At 57.8% G+C, this 24,510-nt stretch carries 16 protein-coding genes and 1 tRNA gene; 5 read left to right on the top strand and 12 right to left on the bottom strand.

Annotated features, from left to right (window positions below; all coding sequences use genetic code 11):
* Window positions 1-3: 3 nt before the first annotated feature.
* The 4 genes from EKM88_RS02070 to EKM88_RS02055 all read right to left on the bottom strand — a co-directional run bounded on the left by EKM88_RS02070 (window position 4) and on the right by EKM88_RS02055 (window position 5,581).
* Entirely contained in the window at window positions 4-777 is a 774-nt protein-coding gene (locus tag EKM88_RS02070) for a carbohydrate deacetylase (RefSeq protein ID WP_125702592.1), read from the bottom strand.
* Window positions 774-2,153 carry a class-II fumarase/aspartase family protein gene (locus EKM88_RS02065; RefSeq protein ID WP_125702590.1) on the bottom strand — a complete coding sequence of 460 codons (1,380 nt, stop codon included), beginning with the start codon at window positions 2,151-2,153 and terminating at the stop codon, window positions 774-776. Before EKM88_RS02065 ends, EKM88_RS02070 begins: the two co-directional genes overlap by 4 nt.
* 13 nt (window positions 2,154-2,166) lie before the next feature.
* On the bottom strand, window positions 2,167-3,726 hold the full coding sequence (locus EKM88_RS02060) for a PTS transporter subunit EIIC (protein ID WP_125702588.1): 1,560 nt from the start codon (window positions 3,724-3,726) through the stop codon (window positions 2,167-2,169).
* 532 nt (window positions 3,727-4,258) lie between these two features.
* A complete protein-coding gene (locus EKM88_RS02055) occupies window positions 4,259-5,581 on the bottom strand; it encodes a dihydrolipoyl dehydrogenase family protein (RefSeq protein WP_125702586.1) in 1,323 nt (440 codons plus the stop codon).
* 123 nt (window positions 5,582-5,704) lie between these two features.
* On the opposite strand from EKM88_RS02055, the gene helD reads away from it, so the two are divergent.
* Window positions 5,705-7,987, top strand: a complete 2,283-nt coding sequence (helD, locus tag EKM88_RS02050; RefSeq protein WP_125702584.1) for an RNA polymerase recycling motor HelD — start codon at window positions 5,705-5,707, stop codon at window positions 7,985-7,987.
* Between the two features lie 57 nt (window positions 7,988-8,044).
* Here the strand turns inward: helD and EKM88_RS02045 are convergent, their stop codons facing one another.
* Window positions 8,045-8,713 carry a CPBP family intramembrane glutamic endopeptidase gene (locus EKM88_RS02045; protein WP_125702582.1) on the bottom strand — a complete coding sequence of 223 codons (669 nt, stop codon included), beginning with the start codon at window positions 8,711-8,713 and terminating at the stop codon, window positions 8,045-8,047.
* Window positions 8,714-9,191: 478 nt separating this feature from the next.
* On the opposite strand from EKM88_RS02045, the gene rsgA reads away from it, so the two are divergent.
* Window positions 9,192-10,073: a ribosome small subunit-dependent GTPase A gene (gene rsgA, locus EKM88_RS02040; RefSeq protein WP_164511971.1), complete on the top strand. Its 882-nt coding sequence runs from the start codon at window positions 9,192-9,194 to the stop codon at window positions 10,071-10,073.
* A 299-nt stretch (window positions 10,074-10,372) separates the two neighbouring features.
* On the opposite strand, the gene EKM88_RS02035 is transcribed toward rsgA, so the two are convergent.
* Window positions 10,373-10,445, bottom strand: a tRNA-Thr gene (locus tag EKM88_RS02035).
* A gap of 94 nt (window positions 10,446-10,539) precedes the next feature.
* Window positions 10,540-11,181 (bottom strand): HD domain-containing protein, encoded by a 642-nt coding sequence (locus EKM88_RS02030; RefSeq protein ID WP_125702656.1) that lies wholly within the window; start codon window positions 11,179-11,181, stop codon window positions 10,540-10,542.
* A gap of 101 nt (window positions 11,182-11,282) precedes the next feature.
* On the opposite strand from EKM88_RS02030, the gene EKM88_RS02025 reads away from it, so the two are divergent.
* Complete coding sequence (locus tag EKM88_RS02025; RefSeq protein WP_125702578.1) at window positions 11,283-11,723, top strand: MarR family winged helix-turn-helix transcriptional regulator; 441 nt, start codon at window positions 11,283-11,285, stop codon at window positions 11,721-11,723.
* Here the strand turns inward: EKM88_RS02025 and EKM88_RS02020 are convergent.
* Entirely contained in the window at window positions 11,710-12,414 is a 705-nt protein-coding gene (locus tag EKM88_RS02020) for a nitroreductase family protein (protein WP_164511970.1), read from the bottom strand. The genes EKM88_RS02025 and EKM88_RS02020 overlap by 14 nt on opposite strands.
* A gap of 71 nt (window positions 12,415-12,485) precedes the next feature.
* Here EKM88_RS02020 and EKM88_RS02015 point away from each other — a divergent pair, with 71 nt between their 5' ends.
* Complete coding sequence (locus EKM88_RS02015; protein WP_125702654.1) at window positions 12,486-14,978, top strand: excinuclease ABC subunit UvrA; 2,493 nt, start codon at window positions 12,486-12,488, stop codon at window positions 14,976-14,978.
* A 648-nt stretch (window positions 14,979-15,626) separates the two neighbouring features.
* Window positions 15,627-17,342, top strand: coding sequence for a glycoside hydrolase family 3 N-terminal domain-containing protein (locus EKM88_RS02010; RefSeq protein ID WP_125702574.1), 1,716 nt, complete (start codon window positions 15,627-15,629; stop codon window positions 17,340-17,342).
* A gap of 73 nt (window positions 17,343-17,415) precedes the next feature.
* Here EKM88_RS02010 and EKM88_RS02005 read toward each other — a convergent pair whose 3' ends face one another.
* The 4 genes from EKM88_RS02005 to EKM88_RS01990 are packed head-to-tail and all read right to left on the bottom strand — an operon-like array spanning window position 17,416 to window position 24,323.
* Window positions 17,416-18,255 (bottom strand): class C sortase, encoded by an 840-nt coding sequence (locus EKM88_RS02005; RefSeq protein WP_125702573.1) that lies wholly within the window; start codon window positions 18,253-18,255, stop codon window positions 17,416-17,418.
* Window positions 18,256-18,277: 22 nt separating this feature from the next.
* A complete protein-coding gene (locus EKM88_RS02000; protein WP_125702571.1) occupies window positions 18,278-19,960 on the bottom strand; it encodes a SpaH/EbpB family LPXTG-anchored major pilin in 1,683 nt (560 codons plus the stop codon).
* 21 nt (window positions 19,961-19,981) lie between these two features.
* Window positions 19,982-21,223 (bottom strand): pilin N-terminal domain-containing protein, encoded by a 1,242-nt coding sequence (locus tag EKM88_RS01995; protein WP_125702569.1) that lies wholly within the window; start codon window positions 21,221-21,223, stop codon window positions 19,982-19,984.
* Between the two features lies 1 nt (window position 21,224).
* Window positions 21,225-24,323, bottom strand: coding sequence for a vWA domain-containing protein (locus tag EKM88_RS01990; RefSeq protein WP_164511969.1), 3,099 nt, complete (start codon window positions 24,321-24,323; stop codon window positions 21,225-21,227).
* Between the last annotated feature and the right edge of the window lie 187 nt (window positions 24,324-24,510).

Here is a 24,510-nt window from a genome sequence, read left to right as displayed (position 1 = left end):
CTGCTAGAGGCTGCGGTAGGTAGTGAGGGTAAAACCTGCCTGCTCTAGCATCGCTTTAAAGCGCGGATCGCACAACATCGTCACTTCGCGCATGCGCGGTAAGTTAAAACTCGAGCCATACAGCAGTGTTTCGTCAACATAGCCGGGATGGCAATTGGCCTCGACCGTCGCCAGATCGACAAACGGCGCGGCGTCTTTTTGAATCATCGCCATGATGTCTTCAAACGCCGCACCATACGAGCGCGTCATGTCTTTGAACTGCGCGAAGTTGAAAATCTTCCACAGCGCCGTGGTGGTGCGCACATTTTCTGGCACCAACGTGAAGTTGTTACGCACCGGCAGCGCGTATTTTTCCGCTAAGGCGGTAATCACCGGCGCAAACGCCGGAATGCCGTGCACGTAATGATGCGAGTCGAGGTGGGTAATCGGAATGCCAGCGCCGGCTACCTTGACAATCTGTGCGTCCCATTCCTCATATAATTCGTCGGGGTCAATCACTTCGGGATGGGCGAACACCGCCTGGCGCTTACGAAAATCGGTGCCGTCAGTCAAACTAGAAGCGGCCCGCACGAGTGGCTTGCCTGCCGTCAGCGTCAAGTGCACGCCTATAGCAAGGCCGGGTTCACCTTGCACCAACCACTGCGCATGGGCGAATCCCGGCATGTTTGCCATCATCGTTGTGGACGTCAAGACCCCACTTTTGTAGGCGGTCAAAATCCCGTAAGACACTGCCCGCGAGTAGCCAAAATCGTCGGCATTGATGATGAGTTGTGTCACTTAACCGTCACTTCCTCGTCTAATAACGCTTTAGCCACCGCGTAGCCACGTTTGCTTTGCTCATCAGCGATGCGTGACGCCAACCCGGTATAGTTGCGCGGATCGATCATCGCTTCTAACTCTTCGCGGTCAAATTCGCGGGCGATGGTTTCGTTGGCCATCAGGTTGTCGATGAATTCGCTGCCTTCACGCTCGGTCTTGATCGCAATTTCATAAAGCAAGGAATGCGCTTGGTCTTTCCCCAGCTTCTTGGCCATATGCATCATCACGTTTTCAGTGTTGTCTAAGCCGTGGTTGTTGAGCACGTTTTTGAGCATCCGCTCTGGGTGCGGCACAATGGTGCGGGTCAATTCTTCTGCACGCAGCAACACTTCCGTGGTCAATTCCAGTGATTCTTCAAAAATGCCGTCAAACAGCATGTAGGAGCTGGAGTCGCCTTCATATGGCCGCACTGCCGAGTACATGCCGACGGCTGGCAGGCTGTAAAGCTTCTGGGAGTTGGCGATGATACCTTTGGCCAGCTTCGGGTTAATCTTATGTGGCATCGTACTGGAGCCGACGGTGCCGGGGGTGAAGCCTTCCGACACTTCAGCGATTTCTTCCAGCGTGGTGCTGTAGACTTCTTCACCAATCTTGTGGCAGATGTTGCACAACAACGCCAGGTCCATCATGTATTCCAGCTTGTGAGTCGAGAGGTTGCGGGAAGGTACCGGCATTTCGTACATGCCGACCAGCTCTGCGACCCGCTTTTGCACTTCTGGGCCAACTTCTGGCATGGTGGAGTACACCCCAACAGCGCCGCCCATCATGATGCGGAACACCCGCTTTTCAGATTCCTTCAAGCGCTCTGCTGCGTCGATGAAGTCAGACAGCCATACTGATGCTTTGTAGCCATAGGTGATCGGAGTTGCGTGCCGTCCGTGCGTGCGGCCTGCCATCACAGAATCTTTGTTGTCTTCAACCAAGTGGCTTAGGTTATTGATGATCTGACCGAGCAGGTGCATGAACTTCTTGTGGGCGCACCATGCCATGTACATCTGGGAGCTTTGCTGGATGTTTTGGGTGGTGATGCCGTAGTGAACGTATTTGCCACTTTCTTCTGGGCAGGCCTTCACTAACACTTTCAAGAACGGCACGAAGCCGTGACCGATTTTTTGGTAGATGCGGTCCATCTCTTCAAAGTCGATGTTTTCAATCTTGGCAGATTCGCCTATTTGATCCGCCGCCCATTGCGGGATGAACCCTTCTTCGGCTTGCGCTTCTGCCAGCTTAGCTTCAAACATCAGCCAGGTCTTGTACTTGAACTCATCGGTAAACAAGTACCTCAGTCCTTGGTCGTCGATTGTCTTACTCTTAGAATCATAGAATGCACGCATGTTTAATCCCCCATTAGTTGTTTCTGATTTCGTCGTCGACCGCATTTCTCACGAATTCGACTTGCGGGCCGAACACGATATGGATATGCTTATCGGCCGGGAAGAAGAAGCCTGAGGTCCCGGACATTTCAAGGATGCTCTTGTCCACTTTGCGCACATCAGACAAGTCGATGCGCAAGCGGGTGATACAGTTGTCAACGTTAACAATGTTGTCTTTGCCGCCTAAACCTTCAACCACCAGCTTGGCGATTTCTGGATAGCGTTTTTCCTTCAGCAAGGTCGAATCGAGGTTCTGGCTTTCTTCACGCCCAGGCGTCTTGATGTTGAACTTCACGATTGCCCAACGGAAGACGAAGTAGGTCACGGCAGCCATGCCTAGTCCGATTAAGACTAAGAAAATCCAGTTGGTTTTTTCATACAGCAGCCCGAAGATCCCGAAGTCGAAGATAGTCCCCCGGATATACCCGATGGCGACACCGGCAAACGACAGCAAGACCGCGCCGATCCCAACCAAGCAGGCATATACCACATACAACAGTGGCGCGATGAACACGAAGGTGAATTCGAGTGGTTCGGTAACGTTCCCTAACATAGCGGTCAACACCATGGTCACCAGCATCGACTTGACTTCTTTTTTGTTTTCTTCACGCGCTGAGCGGTACATCGCCAAAGCGATTGCCGGGAACATGAACAAGGTGACTAACATCTGCTGCTGCGCCATGAAGCGCGTCAAACTCGGCATCAGGCTCCAATATTGAGACGTCGGCCCTTGGTTGAACAGCACTTCGTTCAAGGCCGGAATCACCCCGACGAAGGTCTTGCCGCCGATGACATAAGAGCCCCCAGCTTCGGTAAAGCGGAACATAGCGTTCCACACGTGGTGCAGCCCGAACGGAATAAACAAACGCTCCCCGGCGGCGGTAAAGAATGGCCCCACTGCACTCAAGATGATCACGGACATCTTGGAAAGCAAGAACACGAACGCCTGCCAGATGAACGGAATAGTACCGCCGATCAGAATCATCAAGCCGATGGTGATGATCGGTACCGATTTTTTACCGGAGAAAAATGCAAAGGCCGTTGGCAACTCGAGGTTATAGAACTTATCGGTTGCCCAAGCCGCAATCAGCCCGGTAATAATCCCCCCGGCGGCGCTGACGTTCATGGTTTGGATCCCTAACACCGAGATTTGACCCAGCTGGGTCATCACCTCCGGATCTGCCATGTGCCCTGTCAGCGTCAACCACACGTTCATGGTGACAATCAAGGTCAGATAGCCAACGGTGGATGCGAACACCGCAATCCCTTTGTCCCGTTTGGACATCCCGTAAGCGACACCCATTGCGAATAATAGCGGAATGTTGTCGAACACCACGCTGGCGATCGAACGAATACTAATTAAAATGGCATTGAGGTTGGGATTCGCCAAAAAAGCGAACCGTTCCATCATGTACGGTTGAACCAGGGCGCCCGAAATCCCTAAAATCATCCCGACTGGCGCTAAGACCCCAATCGGCAAAAGTAAGGTTCGGCCAAACCGCTGGATCGAATCACCGATATTCTTCTTTTTCATCGATATTCTCCTCTTCAGTCTGCTGCTTCCTAACAACAACCCAAGCATAGCATCACCTTAAACATCAAAAAAGCCCTTACACGTAAGGCATTAATACTCAGGTCACCAAAAATGATATAGGTAATGACTCTATTTTTTATAAACGTTGTTATCAATACACCAAAACGCGATAAAATATATTTTGGGTCCAAACACATCCATATAAAGTTTGTTTACTAGCGGTTACATGCCTATTCGTGTAGATTACATCATCAACTAACCGATTTAACAGCGGATAATCAATCCTTGTCCATCAAAAAAAGGCTCCTCCAGAAGAGGAACCTGCGTTACCCGAGAAGGCTCAGGATTATTTAGCGGTGATTTTTTGGAATGTGTCGTTAGGGATGCGCAGCAGCGAAAAACGCTGGGCGACGCGGCCGACATGCATGCCTAAGCCGTTGGCAAGGTGGGCTTATAAGTGCCGATACGAGTCGCCACATAGGCGTTTTCGGCGCTTTTTTCAAGCTTTGCCAGGGTGTCAAATGAACAGTGCTCACCCCAAGTACTGCAAATCACTGGCCGCACTGGGATAGGCAAAAATCGTCTGCTTGACAGTCGCCATGGTCGCGTGCTGATTGATCAGCAGGGTGGCGAGGTTGATCAACTCCTCGGCGGTGTCGGCAAGCACCACCGCACCGGCAAGCGTGTCGGTGGCGCGGGCCGTGATCAGGGTGAGCTGGGCCGTGGTCGCTTGGATCCGGTTGTAGGTGTACCAGCCGGCCGCATCATGCGTGTGCACGACATAGCGGTCAGGCGCCGCTTCGGCGGTTTCGATGCTGACGCCTACTTTCGCCATCTCGGTGGCGCCGTAAACGACCACCGGCTGGGCGGGATAATCGATCGCAGCCGTGTCCCCCAACAGTTGACCAGCCACATAACGGCCTTCAAAGCCCGCTACGGGGGTCAGCTTCGGGGCGCTTTTGGCCACGATGTCCCCGATGGCGTACACGTCGGGATTGCTGGTCCGCAGGTGATCATCAACGGTGATCCCTGCGGCCGTCGTGGCAATGTCGGCGCGGCTAAGGTGCAACGCCACGTCTGGCACCCGGCCAACTGCGGCGAAGGCCCGGGCGACGCGGAGCTCAAAATCCGTCCCTCGCAACACGAGCCCGGTGTTGGTGGTGCGCACCTCCTGCAGGGTCACATTGTCGTGAAAGCGCACGCCAGCCGCCTGCATGTTCCGCCGCAGGGCCGCGACCGCAGGCGCCGGAAAGGCCCGCAGCGCGCGGTCCGACCGGTTGATGATGTGCACGGTCGCCCCGGCCGCCGCAGCGATGTTAGCCAGCTCAAGGCTGACGTAGCCGGCCCCGATGAAGGCCAGGGTCTGCGGCAGCTGGCGCATCGCGAGAAAATCACGGGACGTGCCCAGCAACTGATGACCCACCACATTGCCGGTGGCCGGCTGAAGTCCGGTGGCCACGATCAGTTTTTGACCGCGGTAAACCGCATCCCCCACCTCGATGGTGACGGGGTCAATGAATTTGGCCTCGCCATGAACCGCGGTGATCCCAGCCTGCACGAGCCCACCCAACGTGTTCGACGGAACGGCATCGGTGTAGCGTTGCTTGAAGGTCATGAGGTGCGGCCAGTCGATGGTCGGCTCACCCACCAGGCCGGCGTGCGTCATGCGCCGCGCGTAGGCCTTCGCCTGCACGGCACTGTACAGCATTTTCTTTGGGTCACACCCGTAGTTCGGACACGTACCGCCCCACAAGTCTCGCTCGACTACCAGCACGCGGCGACTTGGCGCCAGCGCGTACGCCGCAGCCAACCCGCCGGGCCCGGCGCCAATGATGATCACGTCATATTTTTCCATCGTATCCGCCCCTTTTTCCTCTAGTATAGAAGGCTTCCGGCGCAACACCAAATCTCCTGCCTTGACGCCGCGACCGAACACGCCTAAACTGGATAGACTAAAACGCACCGCAAGGAGGGCCAAATGCAAAACACTACGCAACGCGCCGAACAAGCCCGCGTCGATGCCGTACGGGCCAAGATCCGCACCCGCCAAACCACCGTCGCCAGCCAGCTGGCCAGCGCCCACCAAGAAACCACCCGCGTCGAGCAGGCGTACGGGGACGCAACTCGCGTCAATGTGACCGAAGTCGATGACCGAATGGAAACCAACGCGGCCGTCCAGCAGCAGAAGATGATGGTGGCCCGCGCAGTCGAGAACGAAACGATCCTCACCCATGAGCAGGAACGCCTGACGCTTTTGCAGGACGCGCCGTACTTCGGCCGCATCGACATCACGCAGGACGGCGAGCCCGAAACGCTGTACATCGGCATGGGCACGTTCATCGACCAGCACGATCAGTTCCTCGTCTACGACTGGCGTGCGCCGGTCGCGTCCGTTTACTACAACGGCACGCTGGGCCCCGTCACCTACGACGCCCCGGCCGGCACCATGGAGGCGACGCTCGACAACAAGCGACAGTTCATGATCGACCAGGGCCGCATCACCCACATGTTCGACACCAACGAAACCGTCGGCGACACGCTGCTGCAGGCCGTGCTCGGGGAGCAAACCGACGCGCAGATGAAAAACATCGTCGCCACCATTCAGCAGGAACAAAACGACATCATCCGCGACACCAAGGCAGCCGTCCTGGTGGTCCAAGGGGTGGCGGGCTCGGGTAAGACCTCCGCGGTGCTGCAACGCGTCGCCTACCTCCTCTACCACAACCGCCAGGCGCTAGATGCCGACCAAATGGTGCTGTTTTCCCCCAACCAGCTGTTTGCCAACTACATCTCCGCAGTGCTGCCCAGCCTCGGGGAGAAAAACATGCGGCAGGCCACGCTGGCCGAATTTTTCGCCAAGCGCTTCGCCGGCCTGCACGTGGAGACGCTGTTCGAGCGCTACGAGCGCGACCAGGCCAGCCTGCCTGAGTCCGCCAAGGTGATCCGCCGCTTCAAGGAGCGCGCCGAGATGCTCGACGCCATCGTTGCCTACACGCAGGCCCCCGGCTACGCGCCGAACTTCGTGGACATCACGCTGAACGGGGAGGTGTTTTTCGCCGCCAAAACCATTCAGAAGATCTACGCCAGCCAGCCCGCTACGGCCACGGCGGCCAACAAGTTCCTCGACACCAAGAACACGCTGATCCGCCGCCTGAAAACGCGCATCAAGCTGGCCGTGTACGACGACTGGGTGCAAGACGCGCTGGGGAGCCTAAGTGCCGATGCCGCGGCCACCATTGTCGGTGAGCGGACCTTTGCCTCAGGGGATGCCGAAACGGCCTTCATCGCGGCCCACCTGGTCGAGCGCGCTTTTGCCCCCGTGTACGACGCCATCTACAACGACTACTTCCTGGACTGCTACACCGACTACGCCCGCTTCCTGGCGCAAGTCACCGCGCCGGTCGCCCCGGCCACCTGGGCCGCGATGATCGCCGCCTATCAGGCCGACCTTGAGGCCCACGTGTTGCGGCTAGAAGACGCCGCCCCGCTGCTGATGCTGCGGGATACCTTGGCCGGCACCGGGCGCAACCACCTGATCCAGTACGTCTTCATCGATGAGATGCAGGATTACAGCATGGCCCAGCTCAAGTACCTGCACCACGCCTTCCCCAAGGCCAAGATGACGCTGCTCGGCGACGTGAAGCAGGACGTTTTCACCAGCGACTACCAGCCGGCCGACCTCATCGAAGCGATCCAGCACGTCTTCGGCACCCAGAACGTGCGGCTGATCAACCTGTTTCGCAGCTACCGGTCCACCGCACCGATCACGAACTTGGCCAAAAATCTCCTGCCGGACCACGCCCACATTCAGGCCTTCAGCCGCGATGGTCAGACGCCGCAACTGCTGGTCATCCCGGCCGAAGCGGCGCGTGACACCCTGATCCGCACCGTCACCCAGCTGCTCAATGACCACCACACCGTGGCGATTTTGACCAAGGACATGGCCACCGCCACGCGTTTGTTCGCCACGCTGCAGCTGGACGTCCCCATCACCCTGCTTTCGCCGCAGGACCACCAGATGCACACCGGCTGCGTGATCCTGCCGGTATACCTCGCCAAGGGGCTGGAGTTCGACGCGGTGATCGGCTACGACGTAAGCGCTGGCACCTACGCCGCTGACAGCGACCGCGACCTCCTGTACACGCTGGCCTCCCGCGCGCTGCACACCCTGGTACTGATGGCACTGGACGCACCAAGCCCACTGCTGACTGCGTTGCCAGCCGGGTTGCTCACACAGGCTGGCGTGGCGACGCACAACTAAACCGAACGCAAACGTGCGGCCCGTCATTGAGGATGGGCCGCACGTTTTTTGGACTATTTAGAGAAACAAGGCGGCGAAGTTGTTCAGAAAGTGCAGCCCGATCGAATACCGCAAATCGCCTGTGCGCGCGTAGACCGCGGTGAACACCGCGCCCAGGGCGACATAGACGGCGAGGTTGAGGGGATCATCGAAGCCTGTGTGCGCCAGCCCGAACAACAGCGCCGAGACACTGCCGCTGAGCCACCGCCAGGCGCGCTGATCCTGATGCGGAAAGCTGTGCATCAACAGGCCACGGAAAACGAACTCCTCAACCGGCGGCCCGCCGACCACCGTGATCAGCACCATTGGCAGTGGGGCCTGATTGAAAAAGTTGATAAGCTCGGTTTGGTTCTCCGCTTCCGGCGTCCAGTGCAGCGTGATCATCGCCACCGATGCCGCCTGAATGACCACCATCGCCAACACGGCCAGAAACAACAGCTTGGCTTTGCCGAAGTCCATGCCGCGGAGGCCGAAGTGCGCGCTTTTTTCCGCCGCCAGCCATTGCGTGTACACAATGGCCAGAAACCAGATCAGTCCCCCGAATGCGGCCGTGAACAGCGCCGCGTTCAAAAGCGTTGATGGCCGCCCAATGAGGCTGGGCACCAGCACCACCGCCGTCACCAGTTGATACACCAAAAACATGCCGGCCGTCATCAGCCCGCGGCCCAGAACCTGTCGTATCGTCACGCTGCCACACTCCTTTGTGCTTTATCATACCACGCGGACGGGGCGTGAACAGCCAGCTTTCCTGCATGCCGTCACCGTCATATGATATATTGAAGGCAATATCGGTACCCGTAAACGGTACGGTGGTTGACTCGCCCCGACAACATTCGGTGCGCGAAGTCACCGCAGAAAGGATGTGTGGCAACATGGCGAAGAAGGGCATTGGACGATACGCTGTCATGACGGCGGAGGGGATGACGCTTTAGGCGCGCCCAACCCTCCATGGCTAAATGTGGAGGACACACAAACAATTGAATCAAAATATACTTGACTCTTATGGGTTAACCGCTGAATTACGGGCTATCATGGCCGGCCCCTTAACCTTGGGACGCGTGGTGGGCCAGAGTCGCACACGGTACAAACTGCGACGACCCGAGTCGCCGCGCAGGTTTCTGGACGCTTTATCAATGTCGCGGTTGGCCCCGAGGACTATCCCGCAGTGGGCGATTGGGTGCAACTGCGGCTACCGCCGAACCCCTCAGATGTCGGGGTGATCGAGCGACTGATCCCACGCACGACTGTTTTTACCCGCAAAGCAGCCGGGATGACCAGCCATCTGCAAGTGGTAGCTGCCAACATCGATGTCTTGTTTCTGTGCATGGCGATGGACGGGAACTTCAATGTCCGTCGGCTGGAACGCTACCTCGCCGTTGCCAGAACTAGCGGCGCCCAACCCGTGGTCGTGCTCACCAAGGCAGACCTTGCGCAGCACTTTGCGGATCAGATGGCGCAGGTGACCGCAACAAGTGGCGACGCGCAGGTGCTCGTCTGTGATGCCACCCGCGCGACCGGCTGGCAAGCGCTGGCCGAGGTGGTACACCCTGGCAAGACGTATGCCTTCCTCGGCTCATCCGGGGTCGGCAAAACCACGTTAATTAACCGACTGCGCGGGAACGATGACCTGGCAACAGGAGCAGTTCGCCACGCGGATGCACACGGGCGTCACACGACGACCGGCCGCCAGCTCCTGCTTTTGCCCAACGGCGCGATCGTGATCGATACGCCGGGGATGCGCGAATTAGCGCTGGTTGAGGCCGACGTGGCCGGCACCTTTGCGGACATCATTGAGCTGGCACAACGGTGTAAGTTCAATGACTGCACCCACACCCACGAACCGGGCTGTGCGGTACAGGCTGCAATCGCGGCCGGCCAGTTGCATCAAAAGCGTTTTAACAGCTACCAACAGCTTCAGGCTGAACAAAGCGAAAACGTGGCACTTCGCGGCAAAGCCCGCGAGAACGCCAAAATCGCCAAAATGTTTGGCACCAAAAAGAATTTGAAAGCCACGATGCGAACGGCCAAGAACAAGCGCCGCCGCTGAGTTTGACGCTTGTCACCCCATCGGATCTCAAGCGGCTGCACCTGCGCCCAGAGATAAGAATAAGCGGGCGGCACTGACAAACCCGGACCTAGGGTTGACAGTGCCGCCCGATTATTTGGCCTGCTTTTCGGTGGCACACAGAACAGCCCTACGTTAGGGTGCCTTGCTGATGCCACCGCTGCTTTTGAGCAGCATCGGTGGTCGGCCAACTACACGCCCTTCACTGCGGCCAATTGCGTATTCGGTGGATAAAAAAACAGCCGAGGCACTGGGCTTCGACCGTTCACGGGTGATCCTGCTGCCGTCTACTGGATTCGAACCAGCGACCTCATCCTTACCATGGATGCGCTCTACCTACTGAGCTAAGACGGCATTGACGGTTGTTTTAGCAAAAACAACTGCCCAATTAATATACAATATTTCCGGCCGCGGTGCAACTATCTGAGGCAAAAAAGTTCCGCTACGCTTAACTTTTGCCCTGCCATTCGGCGGTGAACTCGGCGAGAAAGTCTTGCATCACCTGCTGCCGGTGCGCGGCCAGCTGCTTGGCCGCCGGCGTGTTCATCTGCGCGGCCAGCTTCAGGAGCTTTTCGTAGAAGTGGTTGATCACCGTGGACTCGCCTTGTCGGTAGCTTTGTGCGTCAAGCGCGGTGCGCGGCGGAAGCGCCGGATCGTACAACTTGCTGGCATGCGCGCCGCCGTACAGCAGCGTGCGGGCGATGCCAATGGCGCCGATGGCATCCAGTCGGTCGGCGTCTTGCACCAGCCGGCCCTCCAGGCTCAGCACCTGATGCCCGCTCAAACTCTGCTTGAAGCTCATGTGGTCGATGATGGCCAGCACGGCGGTTTGCTGAGCGGCCGTCAGCCCAGCCTCCCCCATCTTGGCCTGCGTGGCCGCCTTGGCGGCCGCCACGTCTTCAACCAGCTTGTCATCGTAGGTGTCGTGCAAGATCGCCGCGGCCAGCGCAATGGTCGCGTCCGCGTCCGGCGTCTGGGCGAGCAGGGTGCGGGTAGTCGCCACCACCCGCTGAATGTGATCCAGGCTGTGGCCGCTGTGGTCAGCGGCCAGCACTGTTTGGGCGTGGTGCATCAAAATTGAGTCGATCATCATGGAAATCCTTTCTTTGTCGCGGGCGCAAGGCCACTTTGATTGTGTTCACCTGCCGCAACCCGGTACAATTTAACTAGAGACACAAAAGGAGGCACGGTATGGAACTCAAACATCTCAGGATGAACCAGACACTGAACCAGTTCAACCGGTTGAGCCCACCGGTGGCGAACGCCAAGCGGCCGCTGTCGCAGCAGAACCTGCTGTTTTGGGTCGCTGCCGAGGCCACGCCCCCGACGCCGACCGCGTTAGCGGAGGCCATGGGGTTGACCAAGGCGGCGATCACCAAGATGCTCAATCCGCTGATCGAAGACGGCCTGCTGACCAAAACCGTGGACCCGGCCGACAACCGCAGCTTCACGCTTTCCGTCACAGAAACCGGCAAGCAGGCCGTGCGCGACTTGGCCGGCAACTACTTCCAGCCGATGCGCACGCTGCATGACGGGTTAGGCGCCGAAAAGTTCGCGCAGCTCCTCAACCTACTGGACGAGGCGAACGCTGTGCTGATCCAAGAGAACGAACGGCGCGCTAATCCAGTCTGAAGCCCTGCTGGCGCAAAATCCGACCGATCTCACCGCGATGGTGTGGATCGGTTTTTATGTACGCATTGACCAGCTGGGTGAAGTCGGTCGACCGTGGGTGCTCGGGCCGGTGCTCGTAATAATCGCGCAGGGTGTTATCATAAGCAGTGAGCGAAACTGGCGCCGGGTACTGATCCGTGGCCACTACGGCCGCCTGCGGTAGGCGCGGTTTGCCCGCCGGAATGGTCGCCGGGTGCCCCACCATCAACCCCAACAAGGGGAAGGTATAGCGCGGCAGGTGCAGCAGGTCGATCATCTGCTGCGGGTCGTTCAGGATGCTGCCGAGGTAGCAGGTCCCAAGCCCCAGCGCCTCCGCCGTGTCAACCACGTGCTGCGCGGCCAGGGTCGCATCAAAACTCCCGGCCAAAAAGGCGTTCCAGTCGCGCAACCGATCCGCCACGCCTGCTGCCAGCAGCCGCTGGTTGCGGGCCTGATCCACAACGAACACATACAGCACGCCTGGCCCTGCCACGAAATCACAGTGGGTCAAGGCCGCAATGGCCGCACGCTTGGCGGCATCGGCCACGCGGATCAGCGTGAATTGTTGTAAGAATTGGCTGGAGGCCGTCGCCTGCGCGGTGGCTTCCAAAAGCGTCAGGGTCGCGGCGCTGACCGGCGCAGGGGTAAATTGTCGAATACTGCGATGAGGCATCTTGTCACTCTTTTCTATTGAATAAAGAAGAAGGGGTTCCATTGAATGATAACACGTTTCCGCAAGCAATAATGGTCCGCGGTGCCCATGTGAACAATCTGCGCCACTTGGATGTCACGATCCCGCTGCATCAACTGGTCGCCATCACCGGCCGCTCAGGCTCCGGTAAGTCGTCTCTGGCCATGGGCGTGCTGTACGCCGAGGGGATGCGCCGCTACGTCTCGGCGCTGTCCACCTACACGCGTCGGCGCCTTGGCCAGGTCGGCCACGCCGCGGTCGATGACATCCAGCACATCCCCAGCGCCATCGCCCTGCGCCAGCGGCCCACGGTACCCGGCATCCGCAGCACGGTCGGCACGACCACCGAGGCGCTCAACGTGCTGCGCTTGGCATTTTCGCGGCTGGGGTCGCCGCGCTGTCCCAACGGGCACCAGCTGGCCCCAACGCTGGCCATCGCGCACGCCATGGACACCGATGGCAAGGACGCGACGATGACCTGCCCGGTTTGCGGCGCGGTTTTCCCGCTGCTGGGGGCCGAGTCATTCGCCTTCAATTCCGTTGGCGCATGCCCAACCTGTGACGGCACCGGGGTGGCTCGAACCCTTGCGGTGGACCGGCTGATCCCCGACCCGACCAAAACCATTCGGGCCGGCGCCGTGGCTTCGTGGCGCCTGCCGGGCCGCAACTTCATGCCGATCGTCGCACAGTACGCCGGCATCGACATCGACACGCCGTTCCAGGCGCTGCCCAAGGCCCAGCAGGAGCTGGTGTGGCACGGCCCGCGGCGGACTTACGCGATCAACATTCCCAGCAAAACCGGTAAGATTTTTCACATGGACAACGCCGTCTACGAGAATGCCTTCAATGCGGTCACCGACTCCATGGCCACCACGACCAACGAGCGGGCGATCGCGCGGCTGAACCGCTTCTACGCATTCGGCGTCTGCCCCACCTGCCACGGCACGCGCTTTGACCCCAAGCTGATGGGCCAAACGCTGGCTGGGCGCACCATCGCCGAAGTGAGCGCAAAGTCGTTGGCGGACCTTGAGGCCTTCATCCCCACCGTTTACGCAAGCCTACCTGCCGACATGCAGGCGCTGGCGCATGACATTCTGCGCGAGCTGACCACCATTTTGCAGCCACTGATCGACCTCGGGCTCAACTACCTCAGCCTTGAGCGGGCCGGCAACAGCCTGTCGACCGGCGAGCTGCAGCGCATTCAGCTGGCGCGCACGCTACGCACCCACACCACCGGCGTGCTGTACGTCCTGGACGAGCCCGCCATCGGCCTGCACCCCGCCAACGTGCAGGGCCTGATCACGGTGATGCGCGCGCTGGTGGCGCAGGGCAACTCCGTGGTCGTGGTGGACCACGACACCGCCATCATTGAAGCCGCCGATCAGGTGCTGGAAATCGGCCCCGGAGCTGGTCTCGCCGGTGGCCGGCTGATCAACCAGGGAACGCCGGCTGCGGTGGCCGAAGCCCCACACTCGCTGATCGGCCCGTACCTCAACGGCAGCGCCGAGCTGGTGGTGCGCCCGACCGCCAAGCGCGCCCGCGTGGCCGCGACCGCCTTTTACGGCGTCACCGTGACAGACCGCTTCAACCTGCACGACCTGACCGTGCGCTTTCCGCTCAATCAGCTCAGCGTGGTGACCGGCTTCTCCGGCGCTGGCAAGTCGACGCTGGTGTTTGACGCACTGGTGCCGGCGCTGACCGCAACGGCTAAGCAGCCCGCCCCGGCGTTTAGCCAAAGCCTCCAGCGCGGTGGCCTGCGTCGCGTGGTCGCCATCGACGCCACCCCGGTGGGCAAAAACGTGCGCTCGACTGTGGCCACCTACACGCCGATCCTCGACCACCTGCGGGCGCTGTTTGCCGCGCAGCCCGAAAGCGTGGCGCGCAGCTACACCGTCAGCGATTTTTCCTACAACGTCAAGGCCGGGGCCTGCCCAACGTGTGGCGGCACCGGCACCATCAGCCTCGATATTCAGTATCTGCCGGACATGCAGCAGACGTGCCCGACCTGCGGCGGCAAGCGCTACGCCCCCAAGATCCTCGAAGTCACTTGGCACGGTTATACCATTGCGGATGTGCTCGCGCTGAGCGCCGATGAGGCCCTGCCCGTGTTTGCTGATGAGCCGGCCATCGCCGCCGCGCTGCAAACCCTGCACGCCATCGGCCTCGGTTACCTACACCTCGGCGAAAGCACGCCGGCGCTGTCCGGCGGCGAGGCCCAGCGGCTGAAGTTAGCCGCGCACATGGGCAAACAGCTCAAGGGGACGCTGTTCGTGTTCGATGAGCCCAGCGTCGGCCTGCACCCGCTGAATGTGCGCACGCTGCTGGCCGTGTTCCAGCGCCTGCTCGACGCCGGCGGCACGGTGCTTGCCATCGAGCACGACCTGGACATCATGGCCAACGCCGACTACCTCCTCGACCTCGGGCCGGAAGGCGGTAGCCGCGGCGGCCACATCGTCGCCAGCGGCACCCCACACCAAGTCGCCGCCAGCACCGCAGGGCATACCGGCCGCTTTTTGGCCGCACACCTGCGCAAGTTCGGCGTGTAGCCGTTGTATTTCACGGGAAACAGCCCCATGCAAAAACCGAAGCTGAGAAAAAGCGGTTTTAGCCTTGATTATATGGCTCGCTCTACTCGTTTCGAACGAAATAAGTTACGAGCAGACATGCGTTAGAAAGGACGTTGTTTTTTTCGTACTATCCCAAAATAGTCGCAATTCATTCTTGGGCCGCTAATTATGTCTCTGCCGCCGAGTCTATCCGCACATGTCTATATGTCTTCGACCTGACTACCGCCAATTGCGTGCATCAGCCGCTCAAGCGCCCACTTAGACAACATCTGCCACCGAAAAAAACAATTCCCACGCGGTGAAGCAAACAACAAAGTAAAATTCCGCTTTATTGTGGAAAGACAAGGTCAGAATTTAATGACACTGATCTCGCTAAATAGTTTGCTCTCGCTGTGTTATAGCACTTTTCATCCTCGATAATTTTTGTTCATACCAAAAAATATTTTTTATAAGTATCAGCTAACTCGCAGCCCATTTCCTAACGTTGATCATTCTATCGGAGTACCCCAACGTCACATCGCCGCGTTATATGGTATCGCTTACAAACTCATTTGGACGATGCTACACTTACCCCGTGGTCTTATCACCTTTCGACCGAGATCAATACACAGGAATGGGAGTGGAATTATGAGTAAATTTGGGCGCATCACAGCTTCAATATTCAGTACGGCAGCACTCGTCTTGGGTGCCCTGGCCGCACCAGTATCATCGGTCAACGCTGCGGAAGTGAAGACTGGTGTCACGGACGCGCAGATCGACAAGTACATCAACAGCCTCACACTTTCTCAAAAAGTCGGCCAGATGTTTGTTCTGCGCACCCCTGCGGACACCGAAAAAGTGAAGCAGGACGTGCAAAAGTACAACCTGGGCGGGCTAATTTACTACGCTGCCGACCTGCAAGGGCTGACGCAGGAACAGGTCAAAGCGAAGTCTGACGCGTTTCAGGTTGCGGCTAAGACCCCGCTGCTGATCGGGATCGACCAAGAAGGCGGTAGCGTCTCACGTCTATCTGCCAGCGGCTTGATCACGGACCGCGAGTTCCCATCACCACAGGATCTCTACAAGCAAGGCGGCGTTGATGCAACGACCAAGGAAGCCACCGAAGTCGGGACGATCTTGCGGAGCCTCGGCGTCAACTGGAATTACGCGCCAGACGCTGACGTGACCGACGACACCAGCGCCTTCATCTTCAAGCGCACGCTGGGCCAAGACTACCAGACCACCGCTGACTACATGAAACAAGTTGTCCCTGCCTGGCAAAACGCCGGTGTGGCCGCCACGCTGAAGCACTTCCCAGGCTACGGTTCCGCGATCGACACCCACACCGACTTTGCTGAAGTGCAGAAGTCCCTGGCTGATTTCAAAGCTCAAGACTTCCTGCCATTCAAGGCCGGGATCGATGCCGGCGTTGACTCCGTTATGATTGCCCACATTGTCATGACGCAAGTTGATCCGGTTTACCCAGCTTCCCTTTCGCCGAAAGTCATCAGCTTACTCCGCAACGACCTTGGCTTCAAGGGTGTTGTCATCACCGATGCGCTTGAAATGGGCGCCATCCAAGAGTTCGCCAAGAACCACGATGGCGAAGAAATCGATACACTCGCCGTTAAAGCCGGAAACGACTGCATCATGAACAACGACTACGAAACCGGCATTCCACAGGTTGTCGCAGCAGTTCAAAAGGGTGAAATCTCCGAAGCCCAAATTGACGGTTCCGTTAAACGGATCCTTCAGATGAAGAACAAGCTGGGCCTGCTCAGCGCCGAAGACATCCAGACCAACCACATCAGCGTTGATAACGTCACCTACAAGGAAGACGGCAAAACCGCTGTGATCACCGGCACCATCGTGGACTCCGAAGCCACTACCGGCGAACCAATCTCCGCAACAGACGCCAACGGCAAAGTCGTTGCGTCCGGCGTCATCGGCGGTGAAGGTCACTACGAACTAACCGTCCCAATGACCGAGGCAGAACAGCAGCTCACCATCAGCACCGTTCTGAACGGCTACGACCCAGCCCAGGTCACCATCAAGGCTTTGGCCAAGAGCCCAGAAACCACCGACCCATCGACCACCACTAACGGTGACGACAAGGACGACACAGATGCTAACACGCCATCTAACAAGCCTTCCACCGACACCAACAAGGACCAAACATCCAACAAGCCATCCGGTGGCAAGGACAAGAACACGCCAGTCGCAGCCAAGAACAACAAGACCGCCACGACCAAACACGGCTTCCTGCCGCAGACAGGCGAAAAAGTGGCTACTGGCGTTGCGGTTGCCGGTGTCCTCGTGATCGCCGCGATTGGAGCAGTTGTACTGATTCGCAAGCGCGCTTAACCGAGCTTCTCCATCTTCTATCCTCTCAATGCAAAACGGCGGCTCCCTCCAGGGGAACCGCCGTTTTTGCGGCTTAATGCGGCCGGCGGTGCTTGCGCACAAGGCGCACGATCAGGGTGATCAGGAGCGCAAGCCCCAGCACCGCGCCGGCGATCACGCCGAGGCTTTGCCACCACGCGCGCTGGGTCCCCACGCTCACCGCCTTGGCGGTGGCCTCGGTGTACGGCACCCGGTAGCCAGTCACCAACAGGCGATGCGAGTTGATGCCGATCGGCGTGCAGGTCATCAGGGTAGCCAGATCTTTGCCCGGCACGATGGTCAGAGCCTTCGTATCGGTCGGCTCGATGGTCTCAATCTTGTTGACCTTGTACGCCAGGCGCTTGTCGTTCACCGTGATGATGAACTGCTGGCCCTTTTTGAGCTTGTACAGGTTGGTGAACAGCGTCTTGCTCGGCAGGCCGCTGTGCGCGGAGATCACCGTGTGCGTGCTGGCACCGCCGGTCGGGGCGCTGGTGCCAGGGAGGACCACTGCCCCGTTTTGGAGCAGGTCCTCCCCCACCGTGTCGAACAGCGGCAGGTTCACATTGAGCTTGGGAATCGTGATCACGCCGATCATGTGCTCGCGCAGTGCCTTCACCGACTGAATCCCGGTCCCCTTTTGCTCAAAGATATCCGAGTTGGGCCGCATGCCGTACTTCGCCAACCGTTCATTGTTGGCCTTCATGTCGGCCGCCTGCTTCCTCGCGTTCTCCTGCGCCATCTTCGTGTCGCGTTGCACGCGCAGCGCCACCGTGACCGTGTTCACCGCTTGGGCGACGAAGGGGTAGGCAAAGGTGGCCAGGCCGGCGAAAAACACCAGCAACACGATGAGATCTGTGCTCAGTTTGGCTTTTTTGCGCTTGCCTTTGGCCATCTGCGCCCCTCCTTATGCCGGCTTACGCGCGGCGCTTCTTGTAGTAAACGGCGGTGCCCATTGCGGCGGTCCCCATGATCAGGAAGGCGGCAATCCCGGTGCCCCCGGTCGTTGGCAGGAGACCATCGTCTGGCGTGTTTGCCACATCCTTGTGCAACTGGTTGTTTTGCGTCAGTGCCTCGAAGCCATCTGATCCCAATTTGATGGTAAAGGCTGTCTCATTTGCTGGCGCAACCGGTAGCTTGTAGCCTTCCGGCGCGTCCGTTTCAATCAGTTTGTAGTTCCCGGAACCCAGTCCGTTAATCTGCAGATTGCCAAGCGTGCCGGACGTGATCTTGGTCGCATCGTCCTCGATGATAGTCCAATCGATCATCGCTGGGGTATACGTCCCATTGGCGTTAACAAGCGAGGTGTCCCCCGTCGATGGGGTGGTCGCGGTGCCATAGTAGAACTGCGCATACTGAGTGACCCCATTCTTCACGCGCGAAATAATGAACTTCGCGCCTGCCAGGGCGCTATCATCTTCCGTGTCGTACTTCTTGAACTTATAGCCACCGGTTTCGATGTCTTGCGCGACGTCGACAATCGTCTTGCCATCGAACGTCACCTGGAAGCCGTTGCCGATGTCTTCTGTCGGCACTGCCTGGTCGTTTATCTTCATCTCGTACTCAAAGGTCAGCGACTCGCCCTTGATGGCATCGAGCAGCGCCGTCAGCGCAGCGGCACTTGGGGCGCCGTCACCCTTGAGTGGGATGTTGTACTCAAAGCCTGCGTTACCGGTCCAGCCATCCTGATTGGAGTCGGTGTATTTATTCAAGTTGTTGAACAGCGTTGTCACGTCCGTTGATCCAGCGGTAATTTTCTTGATCCCCACAAAATCAGTGCCTGAGGTCGTCATCTCATCGCGGATGATCAGGGATGAGTACTTGTAGCTGCCATCGCTCAACGTGTCGCTAATGTGGTGAGGAATATTGACGTTGGCCTTATAGGTCACGGTCTTCCCCACCTCAAAGTTCCAGGTATTGCCACCGTCACCGGATTGGCCACCGTTTTCGCCAGGCGCCACCAAGTCCTTTTCGATCCCGCTGTTCTTCGCGTACAGATTCACGGTCTTGTAATGCTTGCCGGCTTCATTCTTGATCGGGAACCCGGCCACGAACGGCGGTGACATGAAGTAGTTGTCATTCCCAGCGTTAGCGGCAGATGGTAGTTCCTCAAAGAGGTACAAGGCGTACTTCTTCGCCCCGTCTGCTTGACGCGTTTTCACGCCGCTAAAGGTGGCCACGCCGGCACTGTTAGTGGTTGCATTGCCTTTATCAACCGCACCGGCCTTGTAGGTGTCCCAATCCCCCGTGATCATAGCCATGATCTGATCATTCTTTAGGGTTGGATCGTCTGCTTTAATTGCGTCGAACACGGCACGAACGTCATACATCTTGAATTCCACGCCAGGCAGCGGATCTGCCCCGATGTAGTCCATTAGTCCCCCGGTGTTGTCCTGTGGGGTTGAGCTGGCATCCTTGAACGCCAGCTTGTTCACCTTCACCGTGACCTCCGCCGGCAGCTTATCCGACAGATTGGTATCCCCGGGATTCACAGTGGCAATCACCGGTGCAGCTGTGGCCATGGTGCCGATCGTCGTCAATGCCATCGAACAGGTCATCATCCCGGTAATGGCAAAGCGCGTTAGTTTACTGAGCTTCATCAAAGTCCCCCCTTATTTTGGTTAGGCACGCTTGCGGACTTTTTGCAGCCCCCATGCCGTCAGCATCACGATCACTCCGAGCACCATCAACCCAACGCTGACGGTTGCTCCGGCTTGAGGCAAGTTGCCACTTGGTTTGGTCGACACTTCTTCTTTAGGTTTGACCTGTGTGTTGTACACACGCGGCCGGCCCTTGGTAATCGTTGCAGGTTGAACTGTCCCCTGAAGCGTTTCGTCCATCGCCTCGCCGTTGATCAAAACTGGCAGTTCATTGTCGGCCTCGTCGGTCCAGCTTTCTGGAATTTCTACCTTCACGCTGGTTTCCGTTAGGTCATTTTGATACCCCGTCACCGACTGCAATTCTTCGAAATAGTAGGTCCCACTTGGCAGGAAGCGCCGACCGGTGTTCACAAGTCCATCCGCATCCGAGATAAACTTATCCACATCGTCATCCTTGAGCGGGGTGCTAGAGGCAATCCAACGATTCTTCAAGTCTGTTTCCATCGACATGCTCAGATACAGCTTCGTGCCGTCCTCAGCGTAGCGGAACAGGGCGAACACGGCCCCTTTCAGCCGTACTTCATCGCCACTAACCTGCTTCCCGAATTTGAAGAAATATGGATCACGCACATACCCAACGTTCTTCGGGTACAGGTGAATCTCACGCAGGCTTTGCGTCGTCTGAACCGGATGCATGACCGGTAACACGACCATCATCGGGCTTGACTTTTTCTCCAAATCCACGTTAAGCAACACATCGTGGTCTACGGCTGTCTCGATGATCAGGTAGGCGGCATAGCGTCCTTCGACCTTGCGAGGTAGCGCGACACTTGCCACGCCGTCCTCACCGGCCACCGCTGCAGTCCTAACCGTTTTGAACGGCTTCAGCGACTGCGCCTGCACCCACTTCAACGCATCGCGCCGTGACATCGCATCGAACTCGGCGGCAAACTCAATTGCCGTCTGTCCGTCCGCCTGCGCGGCCATGTACCATTGGGTCGTATCGTAAATTTCAAAGGTCGCGCCATTGAGTCCGTACGTACTGTTCAACAGAAGTTGCTCTGTCTCATCTGTCGTTGCTGGATCAATCGCAAGCCCCGTATTCGTGTGGACGTAATCACTGTAATCCTGCCGCACATTCCGGAAAATGCGCTTATGCAAGGTGACAGTCACATCATCTGTTGCTGCCTGCACCGGACGTTGGCCGAAAAATGGCAGCGCGCAAGCAAGCACTGCAACAGCAAGTAGTAATCGCTTCAGCATCCTAACGCACCTCCATTCCTGGGCGACGTAGCCATAGCCACGCCATCCCCGCAGTCATCATCAGCACCATGGCAATGGCGATCATGCCTTGGATACCCGGGCCACCCGTGGATGGCAGCATCTCTGGCGCCTCCTGGTTGTACGCCTTAAAAGTCAGCGTGTTCAGATCAGCACCACTATTCAGCTTCACGTCGACCGTTGCACTGACCGCACCACTTTCTGGCCCGTCATAGGTGATGGTCGCCGCAGTCTTGCTCGTCACCGTCAGGGTGATCAGCCCCGTCAGTAGCTCATAGCTGTCTGGGCTGGTCACTTCTTTGATATAGTAGGTTGACCCCACGGTAAGCGGATATACGGTGGTCGCGTCTTTCATGAAGACGGCCTTGCCGTTGGCGTTCGTGGTTGCGGTCGCTTTAGCCGTGCCGCCAAGTGGGCCTGGTTTCTCGGTGTACAGCTCAAACTCAGCCGCTTCCAGCGGTACGCTCTTGTCGGCCATGTCGTACTTCTCAAGGTTCAGCACGAAGTCCTTCAGCTCGTTTTGAACCTCTGGCAGCGTGATGCTGATCCGCACTCCGGTGTTGTTCGTCTGAATCGTTGCATTCGCCGAAGCGCCCTTGAGCTTATAGGTGACCGTACCATCCACGCTCACCGTCAGCGTGCCGATCTCACCGATCAGCTCATAACCAGCCGGTGCCACGGTTTCAACCAACGTGTACACGCCTGGGGCCACGTTTTGCGCGCTGTGAACGCCTTGGTTACCCGTCAACGTATAGGCAACCGCGTTACCGTTCTTCAACACAAACGTTGCCCCTGGTAACAGCGCGTTGCCATCCTTTTTGCTCAGCGTCACATCGATTGGCTTGCGCGTGTTCTCAACGATGTTGTTCGTCAAGCCGGTCACACTGCCGTCACGATTAACGGTGATCTGTACCGGCTCACCCGGCAGGAAGTTGCTTGGCGTCGCGGTTTCGCGCAGCCAGTACGTCCCCGGCGCAATATCGGTGAACGCCAACGTGCCATTCCCGGTTGAGGTCACTTCCGCGCCCACTGCAGTGCCACCGGTTTCGGCCGTAAACAGCTGGAACTTAGCGCCAGCCAACCCGACCGAGGACCCGGCGATCTGCTTTTTCAGCGTGAAGTTCACTGTTGGTTGCGGCACCCGCACGGAAGGCACCGCGAAGTGGATGCGATCCGTTTTGGCATTCGCTTTCCCGTTCACCAGGTAGGTCGCCTTGTTGGCCGGGTAGAAGGTGCCATTGTGGTACGCTTCTTTTAATTTGACCCGATAGGTGATGCGCACCCCTTGGTTCTTGCCGACTTCTAAATTACTTGCCGTAATGATGTTCGAATCCGCATCGTACGACATCACCATGTTCGTTGACGGCGCTGCTGCCCCAGTCCAATTCTCACGTTGAGTATTGCCCAACTTAAAGCTCGCCTTTTCGATTGCTGGAGGCGTCACCAAGTCAACGTAGTCACTCAGCGGATCGGTCACCGTTGCTTCTTTGACTGTGTTGGTCAGTTTTTCGACCAAATCGTCAAAGTAGTCCTGAAGCTCAGCAGCATTGCTGGACGCCAGGAAACTGCCCCCGGTACCTTCCGGAATGTTGGCGATTGTGTTTTTCGCCCACCACTGTTCGTTCGCATTTCCTGCGACATTGTACGCGACTGCGTGGGCGGTCACCTCCTGGTTTAGCCAGCTGGCAGCGCCATTCGTCTTCAAGTAATGAATGTAGCTCGTGGTCAGAAGCATTGATGCCTTATCGCCGTACGTACCACTACCAATATTTGAAACGTTACTGCCATATCCGGTGTAGTACCAGTCGTCTGTACTAATCATGTTGCCAGACGCGATACCGGGAGACACAAGATTCTTCATAGCAAAGTACCCGGCGTTGCGCTCGCGCGAATTTGCAAGCCCTGCATAGCCTCGGTTAGAGCCGCCATCGCCGAAGAAAAGCAGGTACTTCTTCGCATCTGCCCGCGCAGTGCTATGATCAAGCAGCATCTCGGTTCCTTCTTTGAGCCCACGGGACATCGGGGTGTACCCGGTACCAGTCATTGTCAGTGCCTCTTGATTCGTTAGACTGCCTGCGGTGCTCAACAGCCCTGACGTTTTGGTCGTGGTGGTGCCGTGGAACGACACGATCCCGATTCTGGCATCAAGCTGATCATCCTTAGCGAAAATACTCTGAATGAACGGCCGAACAGCACTAATCAGAGCCGCGTTATTCGTGTTACCAATAGCGCTACCCATGCTCGAGGATTTATCGAGCACCAGCACAATATCCACTTTAGGCTTTGGGAGGATGCTGTTACCGATGATTTCCAGATTGATGTCAAACTGGTCCGTCGTGTTTGCCACCGGTGTCGCCCATTTACGCAGGCCCGCACCATTGTAATCTAAGAATCCATCGTCAAAGTTAAGTTGGCGCGAGCTCCAGATGTACGGCATCACGGCGTTAGCCTGATCAGACTTATTTTCGTTTTTGCCGTAGTTGTAGTTACGCACGTTAGCGCTCGTTGCGTCATTGTAAGACGTTGGGAAACGTCCGTCCGAATCCGGCGTGTAGGCATACGGATCCGTTTCACTCGTTGGCGAAAGCGATGTCGGATTCCCACTTCCACCAATTCGACTCGTGGTTAACGGTGCCTGCATGACGCCACTATCGGTAAGTTCAGTGGCAACATCTGCCGGCGTGCTCGCCACATCATCCGCGTCATCCGCAGTATCTTTCACATCCGCAGTGGCATCCGCGCTTGGCACTTCGGCGGTCAGCGTGTGCGGACCGGCTTCTGCGTCCGTCAGCTGATCCACTAGGAGCTCCACTTCCGTTGCTGCGGTCGGGGCGACATCCGCATCATCGTCGGGGGTATCCGTGTCTGCCGTTGCTGTCACGTCAGCTTGTGTCGTAGCGCTAGACTTAACGCCTTGTTCATCCAGTTGCACCCGAAGCTTCAGCGTCGGGTGAGAAACTGGCATGTCCAAGCGAACTTGACCGCGGCTCTGCGCGCTAAACGCTTGTTCAACTGTCCAAGCATCCTGCTTCATCCAGCCTTGACTCACCATCGGTGTGTCTGTGTCGTTCGCTAACTTCAAGCGACCCAATCGGTTATTGGTCATCGTCTTGGTATAGTCGATTGTCCATTCAATGGTGTCACCCGATACTTCGTACCTGGTTGACACCTTCAAATTATCGTTCTCGACAATCGTTTGCTGTGTGTCCGTGACCGCGTCAACTTTCCGCGGCCAACTGGTCCACATTGTCACTAAGTATGGGATCAAC

It is taken from the genome of Lacticaseibacillus daqingensis, from assembly GCF_003946115.1.
Taxonomy (GTDB): domain Bacteria; phylum Bacillota; class Bacilli; order Lactobacillales; family Lactobacillaceae; genus Lacticaseibacillus; species Lacticaseibacillus daqingensis.
The sequence above is the reverse complement of the archived record's forward strand: the minus strand, read 5'-3'. Positions and strand labels throughout refer to the sequence as shown.

Coding starts and splice junctions, on each gene's coding strand:
- EKM88_RS02030 (WP_125702656.1), bottom strand. CDS start 11,181: ATGATCGACTCAATTTTGATGCACCACGCCCAAACAGTGCTGGCCGCT.
- EKM88_RS02055 (WP_125702586.1), bottom strand. CDS start 5,581: ATGGAAAAATATGACGTGATCATCATTGGCGCCGGGCCCGGCGGGTTG.
- EKM88_RS02005 (WP_125702573.1), bottom strand. CDS start 18,255: ATGGCCAAAGGCAAGCGCAAAAAAGCCAAACTGAGCACAGATCTCATC.
- EKM88_RS02020 (WP_164511970.1), bottom strand. CDS start 12,414: ATGCCTCATCGCAGTATTCGACAATTTACCCCTGCGCCGGTCAGCGCC.
- EKM88_RS02010 (WP_125702574.1), top strand. CDS start 15,627: ATGAGTAAATTTGGGCGCATCACAGCTTCAATATTCAGTACGGCAGCA.
- EKM88_RS02025 (WP_125702578.1), top strand. CDS start 11,283: ATGGAACTCAAACATCTCAGGATGAACCAGACACTGAACCAGTTCAAC.
- EKM88_RS02000 (WP_125702571.1), bottom strand. CDS start 19,960: ATGAAGCTCAGTAAACTAACGCGCTTTGCCATTACCGGGATGATGACC.
- helD (WP_125702584.1), top strand. CDS start 5,705: ATGCAAAACACTACGCAACGCGCCGAACAAGCCCGCGTCGATGCCGTA.
- EKM88_RS01995 (WP_125702569.1), bottom strand. CDS start 21,223: ATGCTGAAGCGATTACTACTTGCTGTTGCAGTGCTTGCTTGCGCGCTG.
- EKM88_RS02015 (WP_125702654.1), top strand. CDS start 12,486: ATGGTCCGCGGTGCCCATGTGAACAATCTGCGCCACTTGGATGTCACG.
- EKM88_RS02065 (WP_125702590.1), bottom strand. CDS start 2,153: ATGCGTGCATTCTATGATTCTAAGAGTAAGACAATCGACGACCAAGGA.
- EKM88_RS02060 (WP_125702588.1), bottom strand. CDS start 3,726: ATGAAAAAGAAGAATATCGGTGATTCGATCCAGCGGTTTGGCCGAACC.